Annotated in this window: 27 protein-coding genes and 2 pseudogenes; 9 read left to right on the forward strand and 20 right to left on the reverse strand. The window is 68.3% G+C overall.

Annotated features, from left to right (window positions below):
* Window positions 1-1,698: a sodium:solute symporter family protein gene (locus OO71_RS05140; protein WP_033288469.1), complete on the reverse strand. Its 1,698-nt coding sequence runs from the start codon at window positions 1,696-1,698 to the stop codon at window positions 1-3.
* A gap of 285 nt (window positions 1,699-1,983) precedes the next feature.
* Here OO71_RS05140 and OO71_RS05145 point away from each other — a divergent pair, with 285 nt between their 5' ends.
* The 3 genes and pseudogenes from OO71_RS05145 to cutA form a co-directional block, all read left to right on the forward strand.
* The gene (locus OO71_RS05145) at window positions 1,984-2,412 is read left to right on the forward strand and encodes a hypothetical protein (RefSeq protein ID WP_033288470.1); all 429 of its coding nucleotides are present in this window, start codon (window positions 1,984-1,986) and stop codon (window positions 2,410-2,412) included.
* Between the two features lie 214 nt (window positions 2,413-2,626).
* Complete coding sequence (locus tag OO71_RS05150; RefSeq protein ID WP_156096180.1) at window positions 2,627-2,872, forward strand: hypothetical protein; 246 nt, start codon at window positions 2,627-2,629, stop codon at window positions 2,870-2,872.
* A gap of 58 nt (window positions 2,873-2,930) precedes the next feature.
* Window positions 2,931-3,053, forward strand: a pseudogene (cutA, locus tag OO71_RS48505) (divalent cation tolerance protein CutA); the annotation flags it as partial.
* A 15-nt stretch (window positions 3,054-3,068) separates the two neighbouring features.
* Here cutA and nucS read toward each other — a convergent pair.
* Window positions 3,069-3,728 (reverse strand): endonuclease NucS, encoded by a 660-nt coding sequence (gene nucS / locus OO71_RS05155; RefSeq protein WP_033288472.1) that lies wholly within the window; start codon window positions 3,726-3,728, stop codon window positions 3,069-3,071.
* Window positions 3,729-3,815: 87 nt separating this feature from the next.
* On the opposite strand from nucS, the gene OO71_RS05160 reads away from it, so the two are divergent.
* The gene (locus OO71_RS05160; protein ID WP_033288473.1) at window positions 3,816-4,355 is read left to right on the forward strand and encodes an NUDIX domain-containing protein; all 540 of its coding nucleotides are present in this window, start codon (window positions 3,816-3,818) and stop codon (window positions 4,353-4,355) included.
* A gap of 99 nt (window positions 4,356-4,454) precedes the next feature.
* Here OO71_RS05160 and OO71_RS05165 read toward each other — a convergent pair whose 3' ends face one another.
* Together OO71_RS05165 and OO71_RS05170 are read right to left on the reverse strand one after the other, a co-directional pair.
* Complete coding sequence (locus OO71_RS05165) at window positions 4,455-5,228, reverse strand: enoyl-CoA hydratase-related protein (protein ID WP_033288474.1); 774 nt, start codon at window positions 5,226-5,228, stop codon at window positions 4,455-4,457.
* Complete coding sequence (locus OO71_RS05170) at window positions 5,201-6,199, reverse strand: GlxA family transcriptional regulator (protein WP_033288701.1); 999 nt, start codon at window positions 6,197-6,199, stop codon at window positions 5,201-5,203. Before OO71_RS05170 ends, OO71_RS05165 begins: the two co-directional genes overlap by 28 nt.
* 72 nt (window positions 6,200-6,271) lie before the next feature.
* Here OO71_RS05170 and OO71_RS05175 point away from each other — a divergent pair, with 72 nt between their 5' ends.
* The gene (locus OO71_RS05175; RefSeq protein ID WP_033288475.1) at window positions 6,272-6,817 is read left to right on the forward strand and encodes a cysteine hydrolase family protein; all 546 of its coding nucleotides are present in this window, start codon (window positions 6,272-6,274) and stop codon (window positions 6,815-6,817) included.
* A 4-nt stretch (window positions 6,818-6,821) separates the two neighbouring features.
* On the opposite strand, the gene ehuA is transcribed toward OO71_RS05175, so the two are convergent.
* The 6 genes from ehuA to OO71_RS05205 all read right to left on the reverse strand — a co-directional run bounded on the left by ehuA (window position 6,822) and on the right by OO71_RS05205 (window position 12,809).
* Window positions 6,822-7,586 carry an ectoine/hydroxyectoine ABC transporter ATP-binding protein EhuA gene (gene ehuA / locus OO71_RS05180; protein ID WP_033288476.1) on the reverse strand — a complete coding sequence of 255 codons (765 nt, stop codon included), beginning with the start codon at window positions 7,584-7,586 and terminating at the stop codon, window positions 6,822-6,824.
* 4 nt (window positions 7,587-7,590) lie between these two features.
* Window positions 7,591-8,247 carry an ectoine/hydroxyectoine ABC transporter permease subunit EhuD gene (gene ehuD, locus OO71_RS05185; protein ID WP_033288477.1) on the reverse strand — a complete coding sequence of 219 codons (657 nt, stop codon included), beginning with the start codon at window positions 8,245-8,247 and terminating at the stop codon, window positions 7,591-7,593.
* The gene (gene ehuC / locus OO71_RS05190; protein WP_033288478.1) at window positions 8,244-8,948 is read right to left on the reverse strand and encodes an ectoine/hydroxyectoine ABC transporter permease subunit EhuC; all 705 of its coding nucleotides are present in this window, start codon (window positions 8,946-8,948) and stop codon (window positions 8,244-8,246) included. The genes ehuD and ehuC overlap by 4 nt, the downstream gene beginning before the upstream one ends.
* Before the next feature lie 10 nt (window positions 8,949-8,958).
* On the reverse strand, window positions 8,959-9,867 hold the full coding sequence (ehuB, locus tag OO71_RS05195) for an ectoine/hydroxyectoine ABC transporter substrate-binding protein EhuB (RefSeq protein WP_051791027.1): 909 nt from the start codon (window positions 9,865-9,867) through the stop codon (window positions 8,959-8,961).
* Between the two features lie 534 nt (window positions 9,868-10,401).
* Entirely contained in the window at window positions 10,402-12,426 is a 2,025-nt protein-coding gene (locus OO71_RS05200; RefSeq protein ID WP_084144718.1) for a protein meaA, read from the reverse strand.
* A 50-nt stretch (window positions 12,427-12,476) separates the two neighbouring features.
* Window positions 12,477-12,809 carry a DUF6191 domain-containing protein gene (locus tag OO71_RS05205; protein WP_342669912.1) on the reverse strand — a complete coding sequence of 111 codons (333 nt, stop codon included), beginning with the start codon at window positions 12,807-12,809 and terminating at the stop codon, window positions 12,477-12,479.
* A gap of 223 nt (window positions 12,810-13,032) precedes the next feature.
* Between OO71_RS05205 and OO71_RS05210 the strand changes: the two genes are divergently transcribed.
* The gene (locus tag OO71_RS05210) at window positions 13,033-13,659 is read left to right on the forward strand and encodes a LysE family translocator (RefSeq protein WP_033288479.1); all 627 of its coding nucleotides are present in this window, start codon (window positions 13,033-13,035) and stop codon (window positions 13,657-13,659) included.
* A 6-nt stretch (window positions 13,660-13,665) separates the two neighbouring features.
* Here the strand turns inward: OO71_RS05210 and OO71_RS05215 are convergent, their stop codons facing one another.
* The 3 genes from OO71_RS05215 to OO71_RS05225 are packed head-to-tail and all read right to left on the reverse strand — an operon-like array spanning window position 13,666 to window position 16,044.
* The gene (locus tag OO71_RS05215) at window positions 13,666-14,859 is read right to left on the reverse strand and encodes an alpha/beta hydrolase family protein (protein WP_033288480.1); all 1,194 of its coding nucleotides are present in this window, start codon (window positions 14,857-14,859) and stop codon (window positions 13,666-13,668) included.
* Entirely contained in the window at window positions 14,856-15,662 is an 807-nt protein-coding gene (locus OO71_RS05220) for a Rossmann-fold NAD(P)-binding domain-containing protein (protein ID WP_033288481.1), read from the reverse strand. Before OO71_RS05220 ends, OO71_RS05215 begins: the two co-directional genes overlap by 4 nt.
* The gene (locus tag OO71_RS05225) at window positions 15,655-16,044 is read right to left on the reverse strand and encodes a nuclear transport factor 2 family protein (RefSeq protein ID WP_033288482.1); all 390 of its coding nucleotides are present in this window, start codon (window positions 16,042-16,044) and stop codon (window positions 15,655-15,657) included. Before OO71_RS05225 ends, OO71_RS05220 begins: the two co-directional genes overlap by 8 nt.
* A gap of 90 nt (window positions 16,045-16,134) precedes the next feature.
* Here OO71_RS05225 and OO71_RS05230 point away from each other — a divergent pair, with 90 nt between their 5' ends.
* On the forward strand, window positions 16,135-16,725 hold the full coding sequence (locus OO71_RS05230; protein WP_033288483.1) for a TetR/AcrR family transcriptional regulator: 591 nt from the start codon (window positions 16,135-16,137) through the stop codon (window positions 16,723-16,725).
* Window positions 16,726-16,738: 13 nt separating this feature from the next.
* Here OO71_RS05230 and OO71_RS48510 read toward each other — a convergent pair.
* Both OO71_RS48510 and murA read right to left on the reverse strand, forming a co-directional pair.
* Window positions 16,739-17,059 (reverse strand): annotated as a pseudogene (locus OO71_RS48510) (Uma2 family endonuclease); the annotation flags it as partial.
* A gap of 76 nt (window positions 17,060-17,135) precedes the next feature.
* On the reverse strand, window positions 17,136-18,410 hold the full coding sequence (murA, locus tag OO71_RS05240; protein WP_033288484.1) for a UDP-N-acetylglucosamine 1-carboxyvinyltransferase: 1,275 nt from the start codon (window positions 18,408-18,410) through the stop codon (window positions 17,136-17,138).
* Window positions 18,411-18,471: 61 nt separating this feature from the next.
* Here murA and OO71_RS05245 point away from each other — a divergent pair, with 61 nt between their 5' ends.
* Together OO71_RS05245 and OO71_RS05250 are read left to right on the forward strand one after the other, a co-directional pair.
* A complete protein-coding gene (locus OO71_RS05245) occupies window positions 18,472-19,038 on the forward strand; it encodes a cob(I)yrinic acid a,c-diamide adenosyltransferase (protein ID WP_033288485.1) in 567 nt (188 codons plus the stop codon).
* A complete protein-coding gene (locus OO71_RS05250; RefSeq protein ID WP_033288486.1) occupies window positions 19,020-20,078 on the forward strand; it encodes an alpha/beta fold hydrolase in 1,059 nt (352 codons plus the stop codon). The genes OO71_RS05245 and OO71_RS05250 overlap by 19 nt, the downstream gene beginning before the upstream one ends.
* Here OO71_RS05250 and OO71_RS49900 read toward each other — a convergent pair.
* From OO71_RS49900 to OO71_RS05275, 5 genes are all read right to left on the reverse strand, one after another.
* On the reverse strand, window positions 20,051-20,212 hold the full coding sequence (locus OO71_RS49900) for a hypothetical protein (protein ID WP_156096181.1): 162 nt from the start codon (window positions 20,210-20,212) through the stop codon (window positions 20,051-20,053). The two genes, OO71_RS05250 and OO71_RS49900, sit on opposite strands and share 28 nt — an antisense overlap.
* A gap of 20 nt (window positions 20,213-20,232) precedes the next feature.
* Window positions 20,233-20,667 (reverse strand): DUF2550 domain-containing protein, encoded by a 435-nt coding sequence (locus OO71_RS05260; protein WP_033288487.1) that lies wholly within the window; start codon window positions 20,665-20,667, stop codon window positions 20,233-20,235.
* Window positions 20,668-20,692: 25 nt separating this feature from the next.
* Window positions 20,693-21,058: a F0F1 ATP synthase subunit epsilon gene (locus tag OO71_RS05265; RefSeq protein WP_033288488.1), complete on the reverse strand. Its 366-nt coding sequence runs from the start codon at window positions 21,056-21,058 to the stop codon at window positions 20,693-20,695.
* A gap of 113 nt (window positions 21,059-21,171) precedes the next feature.
* Window positions 21,172-22,599 (reverse strand): F0F1 ATP synthase subunit beta, encoded by a 1,428-nt coding sequence (gene atpD, locus OO71_RS05270; protein WP_033288489.1) that lies wholly within the window; start codon window positions 22,597-22,599, stop codon window positions 21,172-21,174.
* Window positions 22,599-23,516, reverse strand: coding sequence for a F0F1 ATP synthase subunit gamma (locus tag OO71_RS05275; protein WP_033288490.1), 918 nt, complete (start codon window positions 23,514-23,516; stop codon window positions 22,599-22,601). Before OO71_RS05275 ends, atpD begins: the two co-directional genes overlap by 1 nt.
* Window positions 23,517-23,520 lie beyond the last annotated feature (4 nt).

The raw sequence follows: 23,520 nt of genomic DNA on the forward strand, positions 1-23,520 counted from the left end.
TCAGAAGATGATGTTGAGAGCGACGGTGATCACGAGGACGATGCCGGCCAGCAGGCCGGGCTTGCGGTACCAGCCCGCGTTCTCGCCGGTGGCGTCGTGCCGGAGCGCGTCGCGCGGGGTCAGCGAGTACACCAGGCCGGTGAGCTGTGCTTCCGGTTTCGGCTGGGTGGCGAGCGAAACCCCGATGCTCACCAGGATGTCGACCGCGAACGCCGTCCCGGCGGCCACGAAGCTCGTGCCCTGTCCGGACAGTCCCAGCACGCCCGCCTGGGACAGGCCCCAGATCGTGATCGCCGACGCGGTGCCGGCCACCAGGCCGATCCACCCGGCCGCCGCGGTCATCCGCTTCCAGAACATGCCGAGGATGAACGTGGCGAAGAGGGGCGCGTTGAAGAACGAGAACAGGTCCTGCAGGTAGGTGAGGATGTTCGAGGACTGCGACGCGACGAACGCGGTGCCGATGGCCAGCACGGTGGCACCGACCGTGGTTTTGCGGCCGAGGCTGAGGTAGTAGCCGTCGGGCTTGTCCTTCTTCACGTACGTCTGCCAGATGTCGTAGGTGAAGACGGTGTTGAACGAGCTGAGGTTCGCGGCCATCCCGGCCATGAACGACGCGAGCAGACCGGCGATCGCGATGCCGAGGATGCCGTTGGGAAGCAGGTCGCGCATCAGCAGGAGCAGCGCGTTGTTGGCGGTGACGCCGCTCGGCGCGGTGCCTCCCTCGAGCAGGATTCCCTTGTCCCGCAGGTATTCCGGCACCACGACCCCGGCGATCATGCCGGGGATGATCACGATGAACGGCACGAGCATCTTAGGGAACGCACCGATGATCGGGGTCCGCCGGGCGGCCGACATGCTCTTCGACGCCATCGCGCGCTGTACCTCGACGAAGTTCGTGGTCCAGTAGCCGAACGAGAGCACGAAGCCGAGGCCGAACACGATGCCGAGGACGGACAGGAAGTTGTTGCCGAAGCCGGTGAGGTTGTCCCCGGGCCAGGAATGCAGCTGCGCGGTGCCGCCGGGGCTGTTCGTGATCTTGTCGACCAGTCCCTGCCAGCCGCCGACCTTGACCAGGCCGACGATGGTGAGCGGCAGCAACGCCACCACGATCACGAAGAACTGCAGCACCTCGTTGTAGATCGCGGCGGAGAGGCCGCCGAGCGCGGTGTACGCGAGCACGATGGCCGCGGCGACGACGATCGACACCCACAGCGGCCAGCCGAGCAGCAGATTCACGACGCTGGCCAGCAGGAACAGGTTCGCGCCCGCGATGAGGATCTGCGCCGCGCCGAAGCTGATGCCGTTGACCAGGTGCGCGGCCGGGCCGAACCGGCGCCGCATGAACTCCGGGACGCTGCGGACCTTGGAGCCGTAGTAGAACGGCATCATCACGATGCCGAGGAACAGCATCGCCGGGATGGCGCCGATCCAGAAGTAGTGCACGGTCGGCAGGCCGTAGAGGACCCCGTTGGCGGACATGCCCATGACCTCGACCGCGCCGAGGTTCGCGGAGATGAACGCAAGGCCGGTGACCCACGCGGGCAGCGACCGGCCGGACAGCAGGAAGTCGAGACTGCTCGACACCTGCCTGCGGGCCAGGTACCCGATGCCGAGCACCAGCACGAAGTAGAACGCCAGCTCGATGTAGTCGATCGGGCTCGCATCGAGCCGCAAGTTCGCGTCGGCGAGGATCGGCACCCGGCTACCTCCGAATCAAACATTCTCCCACAGGAAACACCATCGTTCCCGTCAGAGCGGCACAGTACTGCATGGATTCCGAGAGGTCACCCCGACACCGCGGTTTTTCACCAACCTGCATCCGACCTGTGGATTTCCCCAGGTTTCCGGCCCGGTGTGCGGTTGTGGTCGCTTCCCCGGTGAACCACTCACCGGAACCCGGAAATCACCCGTTCCGGGAGGGGTCCCGCCACCGCGGGCTTACCGTGCGAGCACTGTCGGTGACATCGGAAAGGACCCGCCGCGATGACCGAACTCCGCATGCCCATGCCCGGACGGCTGCGTGCCGCCCTCGTGTTCGTATTCGTGCAGGCTCTCCTGAACGGCGCGTTCGGGGTGCTGGCACAGGTGGAGATCAGCAGCCGGCAAGACCACGGCCAGGAGGTGATGGGTGCGCTGTACCTCGCGGAGTATCTGTCGTACGTGTTCGCGGTGGGCCTGCTGGTGTCCGGGCTGGCAATCACGCTGGGCTACGACTGGGGCCGGTGGCCGCTACTGGTGTTCGAAGGACTGTCGGCAATCGGCGGGTTGATCACGCTGTTCTCGGGCAGCCCGCAAGCGGTGATCGGGTTGGTACTGGCGGGTTTGGTGGTATCGACGCTGTTCCACGACACGGTGCGGTCGTGGTTCGACGCGAAGGCTTATCAACGGCGGGGTGCCGATTCGGGGGCGTGAGGTGCCGGACGGCTGAGCTGACGCGACCCTGGCCGTTCTCGGATCACCATCCGAGGTGCCTTGATCAGATGAGAGGTCCGACCTCATGAGCAAGACGAGGAGATCGCCGATCTGGCAGCCCCGGCCGTGCCCGGTGTGGTGCGCCGGCGGTCACTCCGACGACCATCCGGTGCCGGATCGCCGGCACTGGTCGAAGTATCGGAGTGAGATCCGGATGTCCCGGTACCCGGCGGCCGAGCGCCGGGACTGGGAAACGGACGTGCGCCCGTTGACCGCTGAGGTCTGCGTGGGGCAGTTCGTGACCGAGGCCGCCCCGACCGTGTTCCTGGACTGGTCCGGCGGCACCAAGGACGTGGACGAAGGAGAATACGAGCGGCCGCTGCCGATCCGGATGACGGTGTCCGAGGCGGCGGCGATCGGCCAGGCACTGGTCACGGCGGCGGCGCTGGCCCGGAAATAGCACCGGGCACCGCCCGGTGGTCTCGTACTTCTGACACCTCGGCGAGGTTGGCGCGGCCGAGGCGCACATCCGCGCGGAGCATCCGTGGGACAAGCCGGAGGTGACCGCCGTCGAGCTGGCGCGCGGTTCTGCCGACTACCTGCGGTGGATGGAAACCGCTGAGTGGCATCAGGCGGCGTAGAACGTGCCCAGCCGATCAAAACAGCCGGAACTCGTCCGAATCCGTCCCCCGCAAAGCGTCGTAATCCAGTACCACGCAGCGGATTCCCCGGTCCTCCGCCAGGGTGCGCGCCTGCGGTTTGATCAGCTGGGCCGCGAACACCCCCTGTACCGGGGCCAGCAGTGGGTCCCGGTTGAGGAGTTCCAGGTAGCGGGTCAGCTGCTCCACCCCGTCGATCTCGCCGCGGCGTTTGATTTCCACTGCTACCGAGCGGCCGTCGGCGTCGCGGGCCATGATGTCGACCGGGCCGATGGCTGTCGGGAATTCGCGGCGGACCAGGGTGTAGCCGTCGCCGAGGGTTTTGATGTGTTCGGCGAGCAGTTCCTGCAGGTGGGCTTCCACGCCGTCCTTCTGCAGGCCCGGGTCGACGCCCAGGTCGTGCTTCGAATCGTGCATCACCTCGTCGATGGTGATCACGAGTTTCTCCCCGGCTTTGTTCTGCACCGTCCAGATGTCCGGGTCCTCGATGAGCCAGCACGGCGGCGACATCCAGTTCAGCGGCTTGTACGAACCGCCGTCGGAGTGGACGAGCACCGAGCCGTCCGCCTTGACCATGAGGACGCGGTTGGCCATCGGGAGATGCGCGGTGAGCCGGCCGACGTAGTCGACCTGGCAGCGGGCGACGACGAGCCTCACCGGGCCCACCCCCCGGGACCGATCTGTGGCGAAGCGAGCACTGGACGCACCCGCCGAGGGTAGGACAGGCTCGGTGATACTGGTGAGGTGGACCCCATTCAGCGTGTCGCGACCCGTGAGGTGTATCGGAACAACTGGATGACCGTGCGCGAGGACGCCATCCGCCGCGCCGACGGCAGCGACGGCGTCTACGGCGTGGTCGACAAACCGACCTATGCCCTCGTCATCCCTCTCGACGGCAACCGGCTGCAGCTCGTCGAGCAGTTCCGTTACCCGCTCGGCCTGCGGCGATGGGAGTTTCCGCAGGGCACCGCACCCGGGCTCGCCGAAACGGCGCCCGCCGACCTCGCCCGCCGCGAGCTGCGCGAGGAGACCGGCCTGCGCGCCGACACGATCACGGACCTCGGCCTGCTCGACGTCGCCCCGGGCCTCAGCAGCCAGCGCGGCCGTGTGTACCTCGCCACCGGCCTCACCGAGGGCGAACCCGAACGGGAACACGAGGAACAGGACATGCGCACGGCATGGTTCCCGCGCGCGGAGGTCGAGAAGATGATCACGACCGGCGAAATCTCGGACGCCCAATCAGTAGCGGCGTACGCGCTCCTGTTACTCCACGAACGCCGCTGAACGCGCCCCAATGTGGCATTGGTTGCATGCGACGCACCCAATGTGGCGTTCGGTGCGTCAGATGCACCCAATGCCACATTGGGGTAGCGGGACCGGGGATCAGTCCGTCCAGTCGGGCTTTCGCTTCTCCAAAAACGCCGCCATCCCCTCGCGCGCGCCGGGCAGCTGCGAAGCCGACGCCATCACCTCCACCGCAATGGCGTACGCGTCGGCTTCCGGGCGGTCCAGCTGGGCGTACAAGGTCTGCTTACCCATCGCCTTGCTCGCTCGGCTGCCGCGAGTCGCGCGGGCGAGCAGGGCGGCGACTTCGTCGTCCAGGGAAGCGTCCGGGACCACGCGGTTGACCAGGCCCCAGTCGAGGGCCGTCGCGGCGTCCACCACGTCGCCGGTCAGCGCGAGTTCCATCAGGCGTTTCCGGCCGATCGCGCGCGCCACCGGGACCGCGGGCGTGTGGCAGAACCAGCCGCCCTTGCCGCCGGGCAGGGCGAAACCGGAGGATTCCGCGGCCACCGCGAGGTCGCACGACGCCACCAGCTGACAGCCCGCGGCCGTTGCCAGCCCGTGTACCCGCGCGATCACCACCTGCGGCACCGACTCCATCGTGCGCATCAAGGTGGTGCACAGGGTGAGCAGCTCGCGTACCCCCATGAGGTCCCGCGCGGCGACGTCCCCGAAGTCGTGGCCCGCCGAGAACACCGGGCCGGCCCCGGCCAGCACGATGCCGGTCGCGTCCGACTCGCCTGCTTCCCGGAACGCCGTCAGCAGCTCGCTCAGGTGCTCGGCCGACAGTGAATTCCGCCGCGCCGCGCGGTTCATCGTGATGGTGACCGTGTCCCCGTCCCGCTTCACGAGGATGTGCTCGTACTCGCCCATGCTCCGACCGTAACCCCGCCGCCGGGGATGCGGAAAGTCCGCCGGTACGTGTCCGGGCCCACGCCGACCTCCGCGCGCAGCCGCCGGCGCAGGTTCGCGGCGCTGCCCAGCCCCGCCCGCTCGGCCACCCGGGCGACCGGCAGGTCCGTGGTCTCCAGCAGCCGTTGCGCCTGCTGCACCCGCTGTACCAGCAGCCACCGCCCGGGCGTGCTGCCGGTGGCGGCGGCGAACTCGCGGTGGAACGTCCGCGGGCTCATCCCGGCGTGCGCGACGAGGTCGGGTACGCCGATGTCATCACCGATCCTGCCGACCGCCCAGTCCATTGTGGACGCAATACCGGGCCGGGAACTCCCGGCAGGCAAGGGAGATTCCGTGTACTGCCGCTGGCCGCCCTCGCGGACCGGCGGCATCACCAGCCGGCGCGCGAGCCGGGCGGCGACCTCCGCGCCGTGGTCGCGGCGGACCAGGTGCAGGCACAGATCGAGCCCGCCGACGACTCCGGCGGACGTCAGCACCCCGTCCTGTTCGGTGTACAGCACGTCACGGCGGAGGTCTGCGGCCGGCGCGACCTCGGCCAGCGCGTCGAGGTCTCGCCAGTGGGTGGTGGCGGGGCGCCCGTCGAGCAGCCCGGCCGCGGCGAGCGTGAAGGCGCCGGAGCACAGGCCCGCGACCGTCGCGCCGGATCGATGCGCCCGGCGGAGAGCGGCCCGAGCGGCGGCTGGGACGTCGGCGAGCGGGTCGTCGCGACCCGGCGCGACGACGAGGTCACAGCCGTCGAGCCCGGAAAGCCCATGCGTGGCAACGACTTCCCCGAACGGCGACACCCGTGCGCGTTCCCGCCCGGGCGCGCATACGCGCACGGTGAACGGGCCGATGCCGCTGTCGGTGCGGTCCTGCGCCCACACCTCGGCGATCACCGCCAGGTCGAACATCCGGCTGCCCGGCAGGAGCAGCACCCCGATCGTTCGCATGGCAGAAAAGTACCGCATAGCGCGTCTTCTGCCACTCCCCTGCGGGCGTGATTCCGGACCAGACTGCACGTCATGACCGCACTTCTGCTGATCGACGTCCAGCGCGGCTTCGACGACACGTCCTTCTGGGGCCCGCGCAACAATCCCGCCGCGGAGGCGAACATCAAGGCCCTCCTGCAGGCATGGCAGGACCGGCGCGACCCGGTCGTGCTCGTGCACCACGATTCCGTGAAGCCCGGCTCGCCGCTGCGCCCCGGCCAGCCGGGCAACGATTTCAAGGCCGAACTCGACGGCGCCCGTCCGGACCTGGTGTTCGGCAAGAAGGTGAACTCGGCGTTCCTCGGGGACGTCGACCTCGACGCGTGGTTCAAAACCCGCGGCATCGACAGCTTCGTGCTGGCCGGAATCCAGACGAACTTCTGCTGCGAAACCACCGCCCGGATGGGCGGAAACCTCGGCTACGACGTGACTTTCGCCCTCGATGCCACGTACACCTTCGACCTCGAAGGCCCGGACGGCACGCTCCTCACCGCCGGCGAGCTCAGCCGCGCCACCGCCACCAACCTGCACGGCGGCGGGTTCGCGACGGTGAAATCGACCGGGGAAATCCTGGGCTAGCCGGTCATTCCCGGTCCACGACCGCGCGCAGGAATTCGCGCGTGCGTTCGTGGTCCGGGTCGGTGAACAGCTTTTCCGGCGGCGCGTCTTCCAGTACCTGGCCGTGGTCGAACATCATCACCCGGTCCGAAACCTCGCGGGCGAACTGCATTTCGTGCGTTACGCAGAGAATCGTGATGTCCGTGGTGGTAGCGATTTCCCGGAGTACCCGCAGTACCCCGGCGACCAGTTCCGGGTCCAGTGCGGACGTGACCTCGTCCAGCAAAAGGACTTCCGGGCGCATCGCCAATGCCCGTGCAATTGCGACGCGCTGCTGCTGGCCGCCGGAAAGCTGCGTCGGATGCGCATCGGCCTTTTCCGCAAGGCCGACCATTTCCAGCAGTTCCACCGCGCGTGCCTCGGCGTCCTTTGCAGACAGTCCGAGGGTCCGGATCGGCGCCTCGGTGATGTTCTGCAGTACCTTCATGTTCGGGAACAGGTTGAACTGCTGGAACACCATGCCGATCCGGCGGCGGACCTCGCGCAGGTACTTCTCGTCGGCGGCGACCAGTTTACCGCCGCGGGGCATGTGGCTGAGCGGCTGCCCGCCGACCTCGATGGTGCCGCCGTCGACCTTCTCCAGGGTCATCAGCAAGCGCAGAATGGTGGTCTTGCCCGAACCGCTCGGCCCGATCAGCGAAACGAACTCCCCCGGCGCGACGGTGAAATCCAGCTCGCGCAGGACCGTGTTGTCGCCGAATTTCTTCACCACCCGGTCGAAGCGGATCATCGGTTCATCTGCTGAGGCCAAAACGACGCTCCAGGAATCGCACGAGCAGGGAGGCCGGATAGCTCAACACGAGGAAGAGCACGCCGGCCAGGGTGAGGGGTTCGACGTACCGGAAATTGAGGGAACCGACCTCGAATGCCGCACCCGCGAGGTCGAGCACCCCGATGGCCAGCAGCAGCGGCGTTTCCTTGAACATCGAGATGGTGTAGTTGCCGAGCGCCGGGAGCACGCGCGGAATCGCCTGCGGCAGAATGACCCGGAACCACGTCCTGGCCCGCGGCAGGCTCAGCGCCACTGCGGCTTCCCACTGTCCTTTCGGGACCGCGTCGATCCCGGCGCGGTACACCTCGGCGCAGTAAGTCGCGTAGTGCAGGCCGAGCCCGATCACCCCCGCGGCGAGCGGCGAAAGCGTGAGCCCGAACTGCGGCAGCACGAAAAACAGGAAGAACAGCTGGACGAGGAGCGGCGTACTGCGCACGAATTCGATGATCAGCCACACGATCCGGCTCACCAGCCGGATCCGCGACCGCCGCAGCATCGCGAGAACCAGCCCCAGCACGTAGGCGACCAGCGCGCCGAGGACGGTCGCCTCGAACGTGATCAGCAGCCCGTCCAGTACCGAGGGCAGTACCTTCCACAGGTAGTTCCAGTCCCAGCTCATGTCCCCGCCCCGCTGAGCACGGCCGCGCGGCGCGCCGGCGCACGCCCGACCCGCGCCGCCGCCCGCCGTTCCAGCACCTTCATCCCGGCGGTGATCAGGAGCGACAGCACCAGGTAGAAGACGAGCACGATGGTCCAGATCAGCGCGGCCTGCCCGGTGAACCTGGTGACCAGCACCTGGCTCGCCTGGTACGTCATCTCCGGCACGGTGATGAACGTGAGCAGCGCGGTGCCTTTGAGCAGCTGGATGAAGAGGTTGTTGAACGGCGGCACCATGTCGACGAATGCCTGCGGGAGAATGACCCGCCGCATGCGCTGCGCCGGCGTGAAGTTCAGCGCGACACAGCCTTCCTTCTGTTCGCGCGGCACCGCCTGCACCGCACCCCGCACGATTTCCGCGCCGTACGCACCGAAGTTCAGGCCCAGCACCACGATCCCGGACCACAGCGGCAGGATCTGGAACCCGGTGAGCACCGGCAGCACGAAGTAGATCCAGAAGAGCTGGACCACCTCGGACGTCCCGCGCCACACCTCGACGTAAACCCGCGTGACCGTGCGGAGCACCCTGAACCGCGACAGCATCGCGAGCCCGGCCAGGAACGACAGGACGGTGGCGAGCAGGATGCCCCCGACTGTCGCCTCGACCGTCAGCAGCAGGCCGTCGGCGATGGTCGAGACGAACAGTCCGAAGTTGCCGAACATCGGGCTCCCGTCAGGAACCCGAGCAGAGCTGCTCGGTGGTGACGTCGGCGGGCGGGAGGTTGTCCTTGGTGAACCCGAACGGCTTGACGATCTCGAGCCACTGGCCGTTCTGGTGCAGCTTCGCGAGCTCGGTGTTGAAGGCGGTCACCAGGTCGCTGTCGTTCTTGCGGAACACGAACCCGCCTGCCTGTACCTGCTTCTTGCCCTGCACCTCGGGCACGAAACCGGCGGTGACCTCAAGCGCGGCGCCCGGGTTCTGCTTGAGCAGCGCCTTCAGCGAAATGTCGGTGAGCGCACCCGCGTACGCCCGGTTCGCCTGCAGCGCCTGCAACATCTGCGGCTGGCCGTCGTAGGTCTGCAGCTGGCTGTCCGGGACCCCGGACGCCTTCGCGACCTGCTGCTCGATCGTGCCGGACAGCACCGCGACGTTGAGGTCCTTCGCCTTGATGTCCTCGAAGCTCAGCACCTGCTTCGGATTGCCTTTCGGCACCAGGAAAGCCGTGGGCGTGACGTAGTCGACCGCGGAGAACGCGGCCTGTTTGCACCGCTCCGGCAGGATCGCCATCCCGGCCGCGACCATGTCGTACTGCCCGGCGGCGAGTGCCGGGATGAGCTGCTTGAACTCGACCTGCGTCGCGTCCACCTTCGCGATGCCGAGGCTCTTGAACACCGCCTTGGCGACCTCCGGCGACTCACCGGTGACGTTGCCGCCGTCGGTGTAGCCGTACGGGATCTCCCCGGCGATGCCGACCTTGATCGTGCCCGCCTTTTTCGCTCGTTCGAGCGCGCCACCCGCGCCCTGGCCGCCGGTCTGCGGCGCCTCGGTACACGCGGCGACGAAGGACGCACCGCCCAGCACCACCGCTCCGGTCGCCGCCAGCCGGAAGAAATCCCGGCGCTTCCACTCGTCGTGCACCATGTCTGCGGCCCCTTACGCCCTTGATCGGGTCACTCGTCCGCGACCTGCGATTTCCGGTCACACGCCGGCCAGGGACCCCACCCCGCGAAGCTGGCGGCGGTGATGCCGACAGGACTCGAACGTAGGTGCCGGTGGCTTTGCGGTCAAAGATTCTCCTGCACCCGAACGGTTCTGTTACCGATTAGAGATGCACGATCGGGCCGATTTTCCCGCATTCTCACTCGGGGCCGCGCGGAGAAATTCCAGCTCATGCAAGGTTTTCCGGCCGCTTTGACTGTCCACAGTGGACTTGAAAAACACAAACAGTGACGATCACGTTCAGCTAACAATGCCCCGTTCAGCGCGCGGCAACGGCCGATCAGGGGGACGTACGCAGCAGCGCTGCGTTGGTCAATTTCCGTCGCCTTTCCGGCGGCCGCAACTCATTCCGTACGGCCGTGACCTGCATCGCATTCACTTGAGGGTTCAACCGATCCGCAGGGGCGACTCCAACTCACGCATGTGGGTTATTCACCGCCTATTGCAGAGTAGCAGCTATTTCCCACTCAACCCGTGGCGTTCGCGGATCAGGTCGACGATCCCGGCCATGATGTCGGTGAGCTCGTAGTCCTTCGGCGTGAAGACGCGCGCGATTCCGCGTTCGGTGAGCAGCGCGGCGTCGTCCGGCGGGATGATGCCGCCGACGATCACCGGGACGTCCCCGGCACCGGCGGCCCGCAGCCCGTCGACCACCAGCGGCACGACCTCCAGGTGCGAACCGGACAGCACGGACAGCCCGACCACGTGCACGCCTTCCTGCACCGCGGCCGCGACGATCTGGTCCGGGGTAAGCCGGATGCCCTGGTAGACGACCTCGAAACCGACGTCGCGGGCCCGCACGGCGACCTGCTCGGCGCCGTTGGAATGCCCGTCGAGACCGGGTTTGCCGACCAGGATGCGCAGCCGCTCGCCCAGCTCGGACTCGGTACGGCGGACCAGCGCGCGGACGCGTTCCAGCTCCGGGTCACCGGTTCCGGCCGCCACCGCGGCGGAAACTCCGGTGGGCGCCCGGTATTCGCCGAACACCTCGCGCAACGCACCCGACCATTCGCCGGTGGTGACGCCCGCGCGAGCACAGTCCACAGTGGCCTCGAACAGGTTGTCCGAAGTGGACGCCTTGGCCTTCAACGCATCGAGCGCCGCGGCCGCTGCCGCGTCATCCCGTTGCGCACGCCATTTTTCGATGGCCGCGATCGCGGCCTTCTCCACCGCCGGGTCGATCGTCTCGATGGCTTTCGCGCCCTCGGCCTGCAGCGGCGACGGCTCGGTGGTCTCGAACTTGTTGACCCCCACCAGAATCCGCTCGCCGTTCTCCATCCCGCGGCGGTATTCCGCAAGGGAGGAAACCAGCTGCGATTTCATGTACCCGCTCTCGACCGCCGCCACCGCGCCGCCGAGATCCTGTACCCGCGCAATTTCCTCGCGGGCGCCGGACACGATTTCGTCCACTTTGGCCTGTACGACGTGCGAGCCGTCGAAAATGTCCTCGTACTCCAGCAAATCCGTCTCGAATGCGAGCACCTGCTGCATCCGCAACGCCCACTGCTGGTCCCACGGCCGGGGCAGGCCGAGCGCCTCGTTCCAAGCCGGCAGCTGAATGGCGCGCGCCCGCGAGCCACGGGAAAGCGAAACCGCCAGCATTTCCAGCACGATTCGCTGCACATTGTTTTCCGGCTGCGCTTCGGTGAGCCCGAGCGAGTTCACCTGCACGCCGTACCGCAGCCGCCGTGCCTTCGGATCCTCGACGCCGTAACGGTCCCGCGTGAGTTCGTCCCACAACTGCGTGAACGCGCGCATCTTGCACATTTCTTCGACAAAACGCACACCCGCGTTGACGAAGAACGAAATCCGCGCGACGACCTTCGCCATGTCGGCATGGTCGACCTGACCCGAATCGCGGACCGCGTCGAGCACGGCAATCGCGGTGCACAGTGCGTACGCGACCTCCTGCGTCGGCGTCGCGCCCGCCTCCTGCAGGTGGTAGCTGCAGATGTTGATCGGGTTCCACTTCGGCACGTGGTGCACGGTCCACGCGATCATGTCGGTGATCAGCCGGAGGCTCGGTCCCGGCGGGAAAATGTAGGTGCCGCGGGACAGGTACTCCTTGATGATGTCGTTCTGCGTGGTGCCGGTGAGCTTGGCGAGCACCTCGTCCACGTCGCGACCCTCGGCCTCGGCCTGTTCGCGCGCCACCGAAACGTACAGCGCGAGCAGCCACATCGCGGGTGCGTTGATGGTCATCGACGTGTTGGCCTCGGCGAGCGGGATGCCGTCGAAGAGCCGGCGCATGTCGCCGAGGTGCGAAACCGGCACGCCGACCTTGCCGACCTCGCCGCGGGCGAGCACGTGGTCGGGGTCGTACCCGGTCTGGGTGGGCAGATCGAAGGCCACCGACAGGCCGGTCTGGCCCTTGGCGAGGTTGCGCCGGTAGAGCTCGTTGGACGCGGCGGCCGACGAGTGCCCCGCGTAGGTGCGCATCACCCACGGCCGGTCGCGTTCGTGGTCGGTCGGGTACGGCACAGGGCACCTCTCTTCGCCGAGACGACCGACCGATTCTACGGGTGGGTAACTTATTCTGCGGTGTGGAGTCGGCCACGGTCGGATGAGCTTGACTCGGACGGGCGGTCCGGATGCAACACGACGACCCCGCGCTCGAGGTCCACGTTGCCCAGCGGTGGTGCGCCCTGCGCGTCCTGGTCGAGGGTCATCTCCACCGAGTCGCGATGCTCCAGCTCGTTGCGCTTCGTACCGTAGAGGAACGCGGTCACCTCGTCGAGATAGGTGGCCGAAAGCCGCGCCTTGAGCCGCGACGGCCGCCGCTTCCGGCGCAGCTCCCACACGCCGACCGCCACCAGTGCGAGGGTCGCGAACGGCAACGCGAGGCCGAGCAGAGTGAGCAGCATGTTTCACCCAACGGCCGAACGGTGCGGAGCGTTCCGCGCGATCAGGTCCGCCACGCGACCGGCGCCGTGGATGGCGACGAGCTCCGGCAGGATCGGGTACCTCGGCGGCAGCGTCCGGTATCTGTCGGCGAACCACACCCAGCGCGGCCCGCTCAGGTTGCCGCACCGCTGTGACGAAAATCCGCGAGACGGCAGCCCCTGCCGGGTTCTACCGTGGGCATTTGTGACGTGGAGTGGGTACAGCAGCTATCTCTTGATCGTGGTCTTCATCGTGCTCGCGCCCGGGCCGGACACGATGGTGATGCTGAAGAACGCGCTGTCCGGCGGCGGGCGTGGCGGGCTGCTCGCCACGGCGGGCATCGCCGTGGCCAATGCGGTGCAGGGTACGGCCGCGGCGCTCGGGCTGGGTGTGGTGATTGCGCGGTCGCAACCGGTGTTCCTCACGCTCAAGTGGGTCGGCGCGGCGTACCTGCTCTTCCTCGGCTTCCAGGCACTGCGCGGCGCCTGGCGCGGCAACTACGCCGCCGTCGAGGACGTCCAGCGCAAGCGCGCCAGCGGTTTCCGGCGGTGGCGCGAAGGGTTCCTGTCGAACATCACGAACCCGAAGGTGCTGGTGCTGTACCTGTCGGTGCTGCCGCAGTTCCTCGACCCGGTGCGCACCACCACGTGGGACGCGCTGCTGCTCGCATACACGGTCACCGTGCTGGGCACGCTCTGGCTGCTGATCCTGCTGTTCTTCGTGCACCGGGTCCGTACCTGGCTCAGCCGCCGCCGGGTGCGCCGGGCGATGGACGGGGTGACCGGCGCCGCGCTGGTCGGGTTCGGTGCGGCGCTGGCCGTCGAGTCCTGACCCGCCTTACCGCAGCGCGTCGTCCAGCCAGTCGTAGATGCGGGCGTTCGCGAGCCGCAGCGCGCCGACGTGGCAGTGGGCTTCCGCGCCTTCCTCCGACGTGAACTCCAGCAGCGTCTTCGGGCCGGTGAGGTGGTCGTACAGCCGCCGCGGCTCGCCGGTGAAGAACAGGTCCTCCGGCGCGTCGCACACGAGCACCGGGCACGTGATGCGCTCGGCCACGCCGTCGCCGAGGTGGTACTCCAGGTACTTCGCGAGGAACTCGCGGTCGGTCGCGCCGCCCATCACGTAACGGCCGTGGCCGAACGCCCAGCGCATGGTGGGGCTAGTTGCCCGTCCGGCGGCCAGCAGGTCGTCGAGCTCGGGGTCCGCCGGGGCATTCGCGCGCCGCACGACCTCCGCCCGGTCCCACGGCAGGTGCTTGGTGACGGCAGCTGCCGCGTCGAAGAGCCCGTCCACCGCCACCACCGCGGACAGCCGGGGTTCGAACGCGGCCGCGCGCGGCGCCAGCATCCCGCCGAGGCTCCAGCCGACCAGTGCGATCTTCTCCGGGTCGACGTCCGGGTCGGCGATCGCGTAGTCGATCACCTGGCTTACGACGTGCTCCCAGTCCGGCCGGAACTTCAGCCCGTCGCGGTGGACGGCGCTGGGCTGGCCGGGGCCGTCGAAGGTCAGCACGTGGTAGCCACGCTCCGGGCCGCCGGTCGCGCCGCCGAAGTGCAGGTCCTCCGCTGCCCCGTCGAAACCGTTGTGCACCAGGACAAGCGGCTTCGGGCCGGTGCCCGGGGCGCGGTAGAAGTAGCCGCGCAGCACTTGGCCGTCGTACGGGATCTCGATCGGGTCGACGCCGTCGATCGTCTCCAGCGCCCGCTGGAAACACTCGACATTGCGCTCGTACGCCTCGTTGATCCGCGGGTCTTCCGGGTTGCCGTGCAAGAAGAACTCGGCCCGGCGGTAGTAGGTCGAGGCACGCAGATACGCGTCGCGGGCGCTGATCGGGTGTGCCTTGGCAGCTTCCGCGGAAAGCCGTTCTGCGCCCGCGAACCAGGCGTCGTACCAGCTGTCGTAGTTTCCGGACTCGATCTTCGACGCGATGGCGATGACCTCGCCGAAATCCGCGCCGCCGTAGGTGATCTGGCCGAGTGCGGCCAGTGTTTCGAACCAGAACTGCGGGTCGTCGTGGAACAGCAGCTGCTTCATCGGATCTCCTCGTGGGTGAACGTGACGAAATCACGGGCGGGCCGTCCGGTGACCCGCTCGACGGTGTCGGTGACGCGGTCCTCCGCGCCGCCGCGGATCGCCTCGTCGAGCGAGGCGAGCATGGCCGCGTACTGCCCGGGAATCCCGTCGCGGACGAGGAATTGCGTGTATTCGCCTGCGGAAACCGGTTCGTGCGCGACCGGGCGGCCGAGGTGGTGCGCGACGATCGCGGCAGCCTCGGCGTAACTGAGCGCGCGCGGGCCGGTGAGCAGGTGGTCGGTGTTGTGCGGCTCCGGGTCGGTGAGCGCTCGGACCGCCACCGCGGCGATGTCACCGGCGTCCACGAACGCGACGCGGCCGTCGCCGGTCGCCGTGACTATCCGACCGGCCCGGACGCCTTGCGCGACCTGGTGGTCACCGGCGAAGTTCTGCATGAACCACGACGGCCGCAGGACCGTCCAGCCCGGCCGCTGCCGCACCAGGCCGGGCAGCGCGCCCAGCACCGGCGTGTCTTCGTGCACCGACGACGAGCTGAGCAGGACCACCCGCGTGCGCGGGGCGTGGTCCAGGAACGACTCGACGAACGGCCGCGGGTCGGCCACCGCAGGGACGATGAGGTAGACCGCCGACACGCCGTCGAGCGCCGGGCCGTAGGTGGCCGGGTCGGCCCAGTCGAAGCGGATCTGCCCCGGTTGCGCCGGGGTGCGCGTGGCCGCTCGTACCGGCACGCCAAGGGCTTTGAGGCCTCTTACGACCCGGCTGCCGGTGGTGCCGGTGGAGCCCAGCACGAGGACGTCAGACACCGGTGGTCCCCAGGATCTCGGCAGCGGCGAGCGGGCTCCAGTAGTCGCGGTAGTGCTGGATCAGGCCGTCGCGGACGGTCAGCACCGCGAGGTAGCGCATCCGGTACGGCCGCTGGGTGGCGACCACGATCCCGGCCAGCTCGAACTCCACGATCGACACCTCCGGGTCGGCGGTCTCGTGCACCGTCTTCGCGACGACCTCGCGGACGTCGAGCAGGTCCGGGTAGCCACGCAGGTACTCGGCAAGGGCGGCGCGGCCCGCCACCCGCTCCCGCTGCCCCGGCGCGGCGAACGGAAACTCGAGCACGGCGTCCTCGGCGAACAGGGCGGTGAAACCGGTCATGTCGTGCTGGACCAGCAGGTCGAGAGCTCGGTCGATCACGGTGACTCCTCAGGAATGGACGATACGGTACCGTCTCGACGTGAAGGTACACGAGACGGGACCGTCCCGTCCACCCGTTAGAATCCGGACATGACATCACGCCGGACGCCGACCGGGGCCGCGGTCCTGCAGCCCGAGGTCACCAACGCGATCACCGAAGCCGTCCTCGACGAACTGGCCGAGGCAGGTTTCGGCAGGCTGTCGATGGAAGCGGTGGCGAAACGCGCGGGGGTCGGCAAGAGCGCGCTGTACCGGCGGTGGCCGTCGAAGGACGAGATGGTCGGCGCGGTGGTCGCGGAGTTCAGCGTGACCCGCGCGGTGGACCCGGACACCGGCACCCTGCGCGGCGACGTCCGGGCGAGCCTGGACGCCCTGCTCGAGTGGATCATGCACCCGCGGTTCTCCCGGATCCTGCCCGACCTGATCGCCGAAGCCGGCCGCAACCCGGAACTGGCGGAATTCGCCCGCCAAACCATCGGCGGCCCCCGCCGCACGATCAACCGCGCGATGTTCACCCGAGCACTGGACCGCGGCGAAATCCCGCCGGACACCGATATCGAACTGGCCCAGGACCTGGCCGCGGGCGTGATCTACTGGCGGCTGATCGTCCGCCGGGCCCCGACGTCGGAGGGGTATCTGGACGAGGTGACGGAGCTGCTGCTGCGCGCTTTGGGTGCGTGAGGCGCGTATTGGGTCAGAGCAGGGTCGCGAGATCGAGGGATACGCGGACCGGGGTGGTGACGGTCAGTGCGCCCTGGTGCGCACCGGTCGGAACGTAGGAATGCGTGGTCGCATCGAGGCGGTAGCAGAAGACGGCGAGCCCGTCGGCGTCGTCGGTGGTGTTCTCGATCCGCCAGAACTGCGGAATCCCGGCAGCGGCGTACTCGGCGGGCTTGTCGATCTGGTCGACGGTGATCGATCCGGGCGACATCACCTCGACCACGAGACGGCAATGCTCAGGCCGCAACACCGCGTCCGGCGGTAGCGCGGCGTCGTAGACGACCAGGTCCGGACCATTCCGTCGACGATTTCGATGTCACGGCAATGCTCCTCGGGCCACGCCGCATAATCCGCCGCGCTGACCCCGGTCCTCATGCCCGTTCGGGTTCGCCCGTCACCCGTTCGATCCGGGCGCCCAGCCGGTTCAGGTTCTCCACGAAGTGCGGATACCCCCGGTCGATGTGGAACACGTCCCACACCTCCGTGATCCCGTCCGCGCACAGGCCCGCCAGCACCAGCCCCGCGCCGGCGCGGATGTCCGACGCCCAGACCGGGGCGCTCGACAGCTTCTCCACTCCCCGGACCACCGCGTGGTGGCCATCCGTGCGGGCGTCCCCCGAAAGCCGGATCATTTCTTCGATGAAGCGGAACCTCGCTTCGTACACGTTCTCCGTGATCATCGACGTGCCCTCGGACACCGCGGACAGCGCGACGGCGAACGGCTGCAGGTCGGTGGCGAAGCCGGGGTACGGGAGGGTCACCCAGTCCACTGCCTTCGGGCGTTCCGGCTGGGCCACGCGGAAGCCCTTTTCCCCGTACGTCGTCACCTCGGCGCCGGCCAGGCGGAGCTTGTCGAGGATCAGGTCGAGGTGGTGCGGGTTCACGCCGCGCACAGTGAGGTCGCCGCGGGTCATCGATGCGGCAAACGCCCAGGTCGCGCCTACGATCCGGTCGCCGATCACGCGGTGTTCGGTCGGCTGCAGGCGGTCGACGCCGTGGACGGTGAGCGTGGACGTGCCCGCGCCTTCGATTTTCGCGCCCATTTCGGTGAGCATCGTGCAGATATCGGCGATTTCCGGCTCGCGCGCGGCATTGTCGATCACCGTGGTGCCCTCGGCCAGCACCGCCGCCATCAGGATGTTCTCGGTGGCGCCGACGCTCGGGAAATCGAGCCAGATCTGGGCGCCCACCAGCGATTCCGCTTTCGCGACGACACAGCCGTGCTCGATCGTGCTCGTCGCGCCGAGCTTGCGCAGGCCGTTCTGGTGCATGTCGAGCGGACGCGAGCCGATCGCGTCGCCGCCGGGCAGCGCCACGACCGCCTGCTTCAGACGGCCGACCAGCGGACCCAGTACGCACACCGACGCCCGCAGCTTGCCCATCGCGGGCGAGTCGGCGCGGTGCGACAGCTCGGCGGGCGTGGTGATGCGCGCGGTGTCGCCGTCGATCTCCACCTCGCAGCCCACGCTGCGCAGGACGTCACCCATCAGCGGGACGTCCAGGATCTGCGGGCAGTTCGTGATGGTGGTGGTGCCCTCCGCCAGTAGTGCCGCGGCCATCAGCTTCAGCACGCTGTTCTTGGCGCCGACGACGTCGACCTCACCGACCAGCTGTGCCCCGCCGTGCACGTCGAAGTGCTCGCTCATGGCCGCCAATCATGCCCTCTCGCCTGCTTTTGCCCGAACCGGGGCCGGTAGAGTCGAGACCATGGTCGTTCGCATCAACCGCGTCTACACGAAGGTCGGCGACAGCGGCACCACAGCCCTCGGCGACGGTTCCCGCGTGCCCAAGACGTCCGCCCGGCTCGCCGCGTACGCCGACACCGACGAGGCGAATTCCGTGCTGGGCCTGGCGGTTGCGCTCGGTTCGCTGCCGGACGAGATCACCGGCGTGCTGCGCCGGATCCAGAACGACCTCTTCGACGTCGGCGCCGATCTGTGCCTGCCGATCCAGGAAAACCCGCCCTACGTTCCGCTGCGCATCACCGAGGCGTACCTGGAGCGGCTCGAAGGCTGGTGTGACGACTTCAACGAACGGCTGCCCAAGCTCACGTCGTTCATCCTGCCCGGCGGCACCCCCGGCGCGGCGTACCTGCACCAGGCCCGCACGGTCTCGCGGCGCGCGGAACGCTCGGCGTGGGCACTGCTGGAAGCCGAGCCGGACACCACGAACCCGGTCGCCGCGAAGTACCTCAACCGGCTCTCCGACCTGCTGTTCATCCTCGCGCGGCTGGCCAACCCGGAAGGTGACGTGCTGTGGCAGCCCGGGGGCTGACAGCGCTCGGCCTCTCGGCACTCGCATTCGCCGGTGGCTGGGCCGCGCGCAACCTGAAAACGTACGACCTCGCGCTGGCCCGCACCCGCCGCGCCGGTTTCACTGAGAAACAAGCCGTGATCAACGGGTCTACGATCCACTACGCCGAAGGCCCGGCCGGGCCCAATCCGCCGCTGCTGCTGATCCACGGGCAGGGCGTCGACTGGCGTAGTTACGCCCGGGTGCTGCCCGCGCTGGCAACGGACTTCACGGTGTACGCCGTCGACGTCCATGGGCACGGCCAATCCGCGCGGACACCGTCGAAATACACGGCGGAGGCGATCGGCTCCGACCTCGCGCGGTTCGTCGAGGACGTGATCCGGGCGCGGGTCGTCGTTTCCGGGCACTCGTCCGGCGGGCAGCTGGCGGCCTGGCTCGCGGGTCACCGTCCCGACCTCGTGCGCGCGGCCGTGCTCGAAGACCCACCGCTCTTCACCACGCTCCTGCCGCGCGCGGAGAAAACGTGGAACTGGGTCGACCTGGCCACCACCTGCCACACGTACCTGGAATCCGGCGAAACCGATTGGCCCGCATACAGTTTCGCGCACCAGAAGCTGTGGGACTTCTTCGGCGACGGCGCGGCCCGCATCGTCCGGGGCGGGCTGGCGCGGCACGCAAAGCATCCGGACCGGCCGATCACGCTCTTGTTCATGCCGCCGAGCTGGAACGACATGCAACGCGCGCTCGAAAGCTACGACCCGCACTTCGGCAACGCGTTCTACACCGGAACCTGGGACGAGGGCTTCGACCACGAGGCCACCCTGCGCAAGATCGAAGCGCCGACCACGCTGATCCACGCAAACTGGAAGTACGGCGACGACGGCGTCCTGCAGGGAGCCATCGACGCCGACGACGCACAGCGGATCGCGTCCCTGATCAGCAACGTCGAGGTGGTGCGAGTGGACAGCGGCCACAACGTGCACGGCGAGAAACCCACGCAGTTCACCGAGGTGGTACGCGCGATCAAGGACCGTCAGTTGGATTCGCGAGTGGCCCAGTAACGCTCGTAATCGACGTCCCACGTGGAGTCACGGCCCGGATCGGCCGCCTGCGTAGTGGTGAAGTCCTCGGGCCGTACCGGCTCGGGCAGCTTCCCCCACCGCCGCGCGCGGTCTTCGCGTTCGAGGGCGTCCATACCGCCAAGGATAACGCCGCTCAGGACGCTCGCGGCAGACGGCGACCGGGCGGTGCCGACTCCAGCCACGACAGGAACCCGGTCAACGCACCCGGCCCCATCGCGATCTCGATCGCCTCCTGGGCGGACGACTCACACCGCAGCACCGTGGACCCTTCCGGCACGGCGTACGCCTCGGAGCCGGACGGGTCGCGCCGGTCGGCGATCTGCATGTTTTCCCGCTGGAAGACGCGGTCCGGGCCGGTCCGCAGGCTCCATACGCGGTACCAGACGAACTTCTCGCCCTCGTACCGGCCGAGCCCCAGATGCCAGCTCGATCGCGGGTTGTCCGGACGCCACCGCAGCGCGACGCTCACGCCACCGCCGCGGCGCATCCGGATCCACCGCTGGCCGTACCAGCCGACCACGACGACCAGCACGATCAGGAGCACGAGCACCACGATTGCGATCTTCACGGCCCGGCTCCTGCTCGTCGTCCGGTCAGACCGTTTGCCCGGCCGCGCGGAGCTGGGCCGTGGCCCTCGTCCGCTCGGCTTCGTCGCCGGTACTGAGGGCTTCCTTCGCCGCGGCCACGTCGATCTCGTCGGACAGCTCGGCGCTCTCGGCGAGCACGCTCACCCCGGTGCCGGTGACGGACAGGAACCCGCCGTGCACGGCCGCGGTGAGCACGTCGCCGCCGGTGGTGTTGACCTTGACCACGCCACCCTCGACGAGCTGGCCCAGCACCGGCTCGTGGCCCGGCATGATGCCGATCTCGCCCTCGGTGGTCTGCGCCACCACGAAGGTGGCGGTACCCGACCAGAGCCGGCGCTCGACGGCCACCAGCTCCACGGACATCTCAGCCACGTAGCACTCCTTCGCTCGGGGTGTCACCACCGAGTGTAATAGGTCTTGCTTCGGTTACGAGAACGGCGGGGGCTGCCGTCCACAATGGACAATGCCCCCGCCGCTCTCGGAAATCACTTTCCGGTGATCTCGTGGTACTTCTTCTCGAGGTCCTCGAGGCCACCGATACCAAGGAACGCCTGCTCCGGGTAGTGGTCGAAGTCGCCCTTGGTGATCTTGTCGAACGACTCGATGGTCTCGGCCAGCGGCACCGTGGAGCCCGGCTGCCCGGTGAAGGCCTCGGCCACCAGCATGTTCTGCGACAGGAACCGCTCGATCCGGCGCGCCCGCTGCACGGTGAGCTTGTCCTCTTCGGAAAGCTCGTCCATGCCGAGGATCGCGATGATGTCCTGCAGCTCCTTGTACTTCTGCAGGATCCGGATGACCTCGGAGGCGACGCGGTAGTGGTCCTCGCCGACGATGGCCGGGTCGAGGATCGTCGACGTCGACGCCAGCGGGTCCACCGCAGGGAAGATGCCCTTCTGGAAGACCCCACGCGACAGCTCGGTGGTGGCGTCCAGGTGGGCGAACGTCGCGGCCGGGGCCGGGTCGGTGTAGTCGTCCGCGGGCACGTAGATCGCCTGCATCGAGGTGATCGAACGACCACGGGTCGACGTGATCCGCTCCTGCAGCTGGCCCATCTCGTCGGCCAGCGTCGGCTGGTAGCCCACCGCCGAAGGCATGCGGCCCAGCAGGGTCGACACCTCGGAACCGGCCTGGGTGAACCGGAAGATGTTGTCGATGAAGAGCAGCACGTCCTGGTTCTGCACGTCGCGGAAGTACTCCGCCATCGTCAGCGCGGACAGCGCGACCCGCATGCGGGTGCCCGGCGGCTCGTCCATCTGGCCGAACACGAGGGCGGTGTCGTTGATGACGCCGTCCTCGGACATCTCCAGGAAGAGGTCGTTGCCCTCACGGGTGCGCTCGCCGACGCCGGCGAACACCGAGGTACCACCGAAGTTACGGGCGACACGGGTGATCATCTCCTTGATCAGCACCGTCTTGCCCACGCCGGCACCGCCGAACAGGCCGATCTTGCCACCCTGGACGTACGGGGTGAGCAGGTCGACGACCTTCAGGCCGGTCTCCAGCATCTCCGTCTTGCCCTCGAGCTGGTCGAAGGGCGGCGGGTTGCGGTGGATGCCCCAGCGCTCGAGGTCGTCGCCGTAGCCGGGCTCGTCGAGGCATTCGCCGAGCGCGTTGTAGACGTGGCCCTTGACCTTGTCGCCCACCGGCACGGTGATCGGGCCGCCGGTGTCGGTGACCTCCGCACCGCGGACGAGACCGTCCTGCGGCTGCAGCGAAATCGTGCGCACGAGGTTGTCGCCGAGGTGCGCGGCAACCTCGAGGGTCACCGTCTTGCGCAGCTGCTCGAACTCGATCTCGACCTTGAGCGCGTTGAACTGGTCGGGGACGGAACCGCGCGGGAACTCGACGTCGACGACCGGCCCGGTCACCGAGACGATGCGCCCCTTGGCGCGCGGGGCTTCAGTACTGGTCATCAATCATCACTTCCTGCTGCGGTGAGCGCGTTCGCGCCACCGACGATTTCGGAGATCTCCTGGGTGATCTGCGCCTGGCGGGCCTGGTTCATCTCCCGCGTCAGGTTGCCCACCAGTTCGTTCGCATTGTCCGACGCCGCCTTCATCGCCGTGCGGCGGGCCGCGAGCTCGGACGCCGCGGACTCGAGCAGCGCCGCGTACAGCCGGGTGTTGATGTACTTCGGCAGCAGCGCGGCCAAGAGCTTGTCCGCGCTCGGCTCGAACTCGTAGCTCGGCAGCAGACCGGCCGGCTTCTCGTCCTCGCCCTCGGAGTACTCGACCTCGAGCGGCGCGACGCGCTTGGCCACCGGCCGCTGCGTGAGCATCGACACGAACTCGGTGTAGACGACGTGGATCTCGTCCACCCCGCCTTCGCCGCCCGCCCCCGCGTTGAAGGACTCCACCAGCGTCTCGGCCGTCTCGACCGCATCCCGGTACCCCGGCTGGTCGGAGAAGCCCGTCCAGCTGCCCGCGACCGGGCGGCCGCGGAACCGGTAGTAGTTGAGGCCCTTGCTGCCGGTGACGTAGACGTCGGCCTCCTTGCCCTCGTCGCGGAGCAGGGCAAGCAGTTCCTCGGTCGCCTTCAGCACGTTGCTGTTGTAGCCGCCGCACTGGCCCTTGTCACTGGTGACGACCAGTACCGCGGCCCGTTTCGGTGCCGGGCGCTCGACCAGTAGCGGGTGGTCGAGGTTGGCCGCCGCGCCGGCCAGCGCCGAGAGCACCTTGGTGATCTCGTCCGCGTACGGCCGGGAAGCGGCGACCTTCGCGCGCGCCTTGGTGATGCGCGCGGTGGCGATGAGTTCCATCGCCTTGGTGATCTTGCCGATCGACTTCGTCGCCTTGATGCGCGAGCGAAGCTCCCGGAGTTGTGCGGCCATGGGC

The organism is Amycolatopsis jejuensis, from assembly GCF_000717335.1.
GTDB lineage: Bacteria > Actinomycetota > Actinomycetes > Mycobacteriales > Pseudonocardiaceae > Amycolatopsis > Amycolatopsis jejuensis.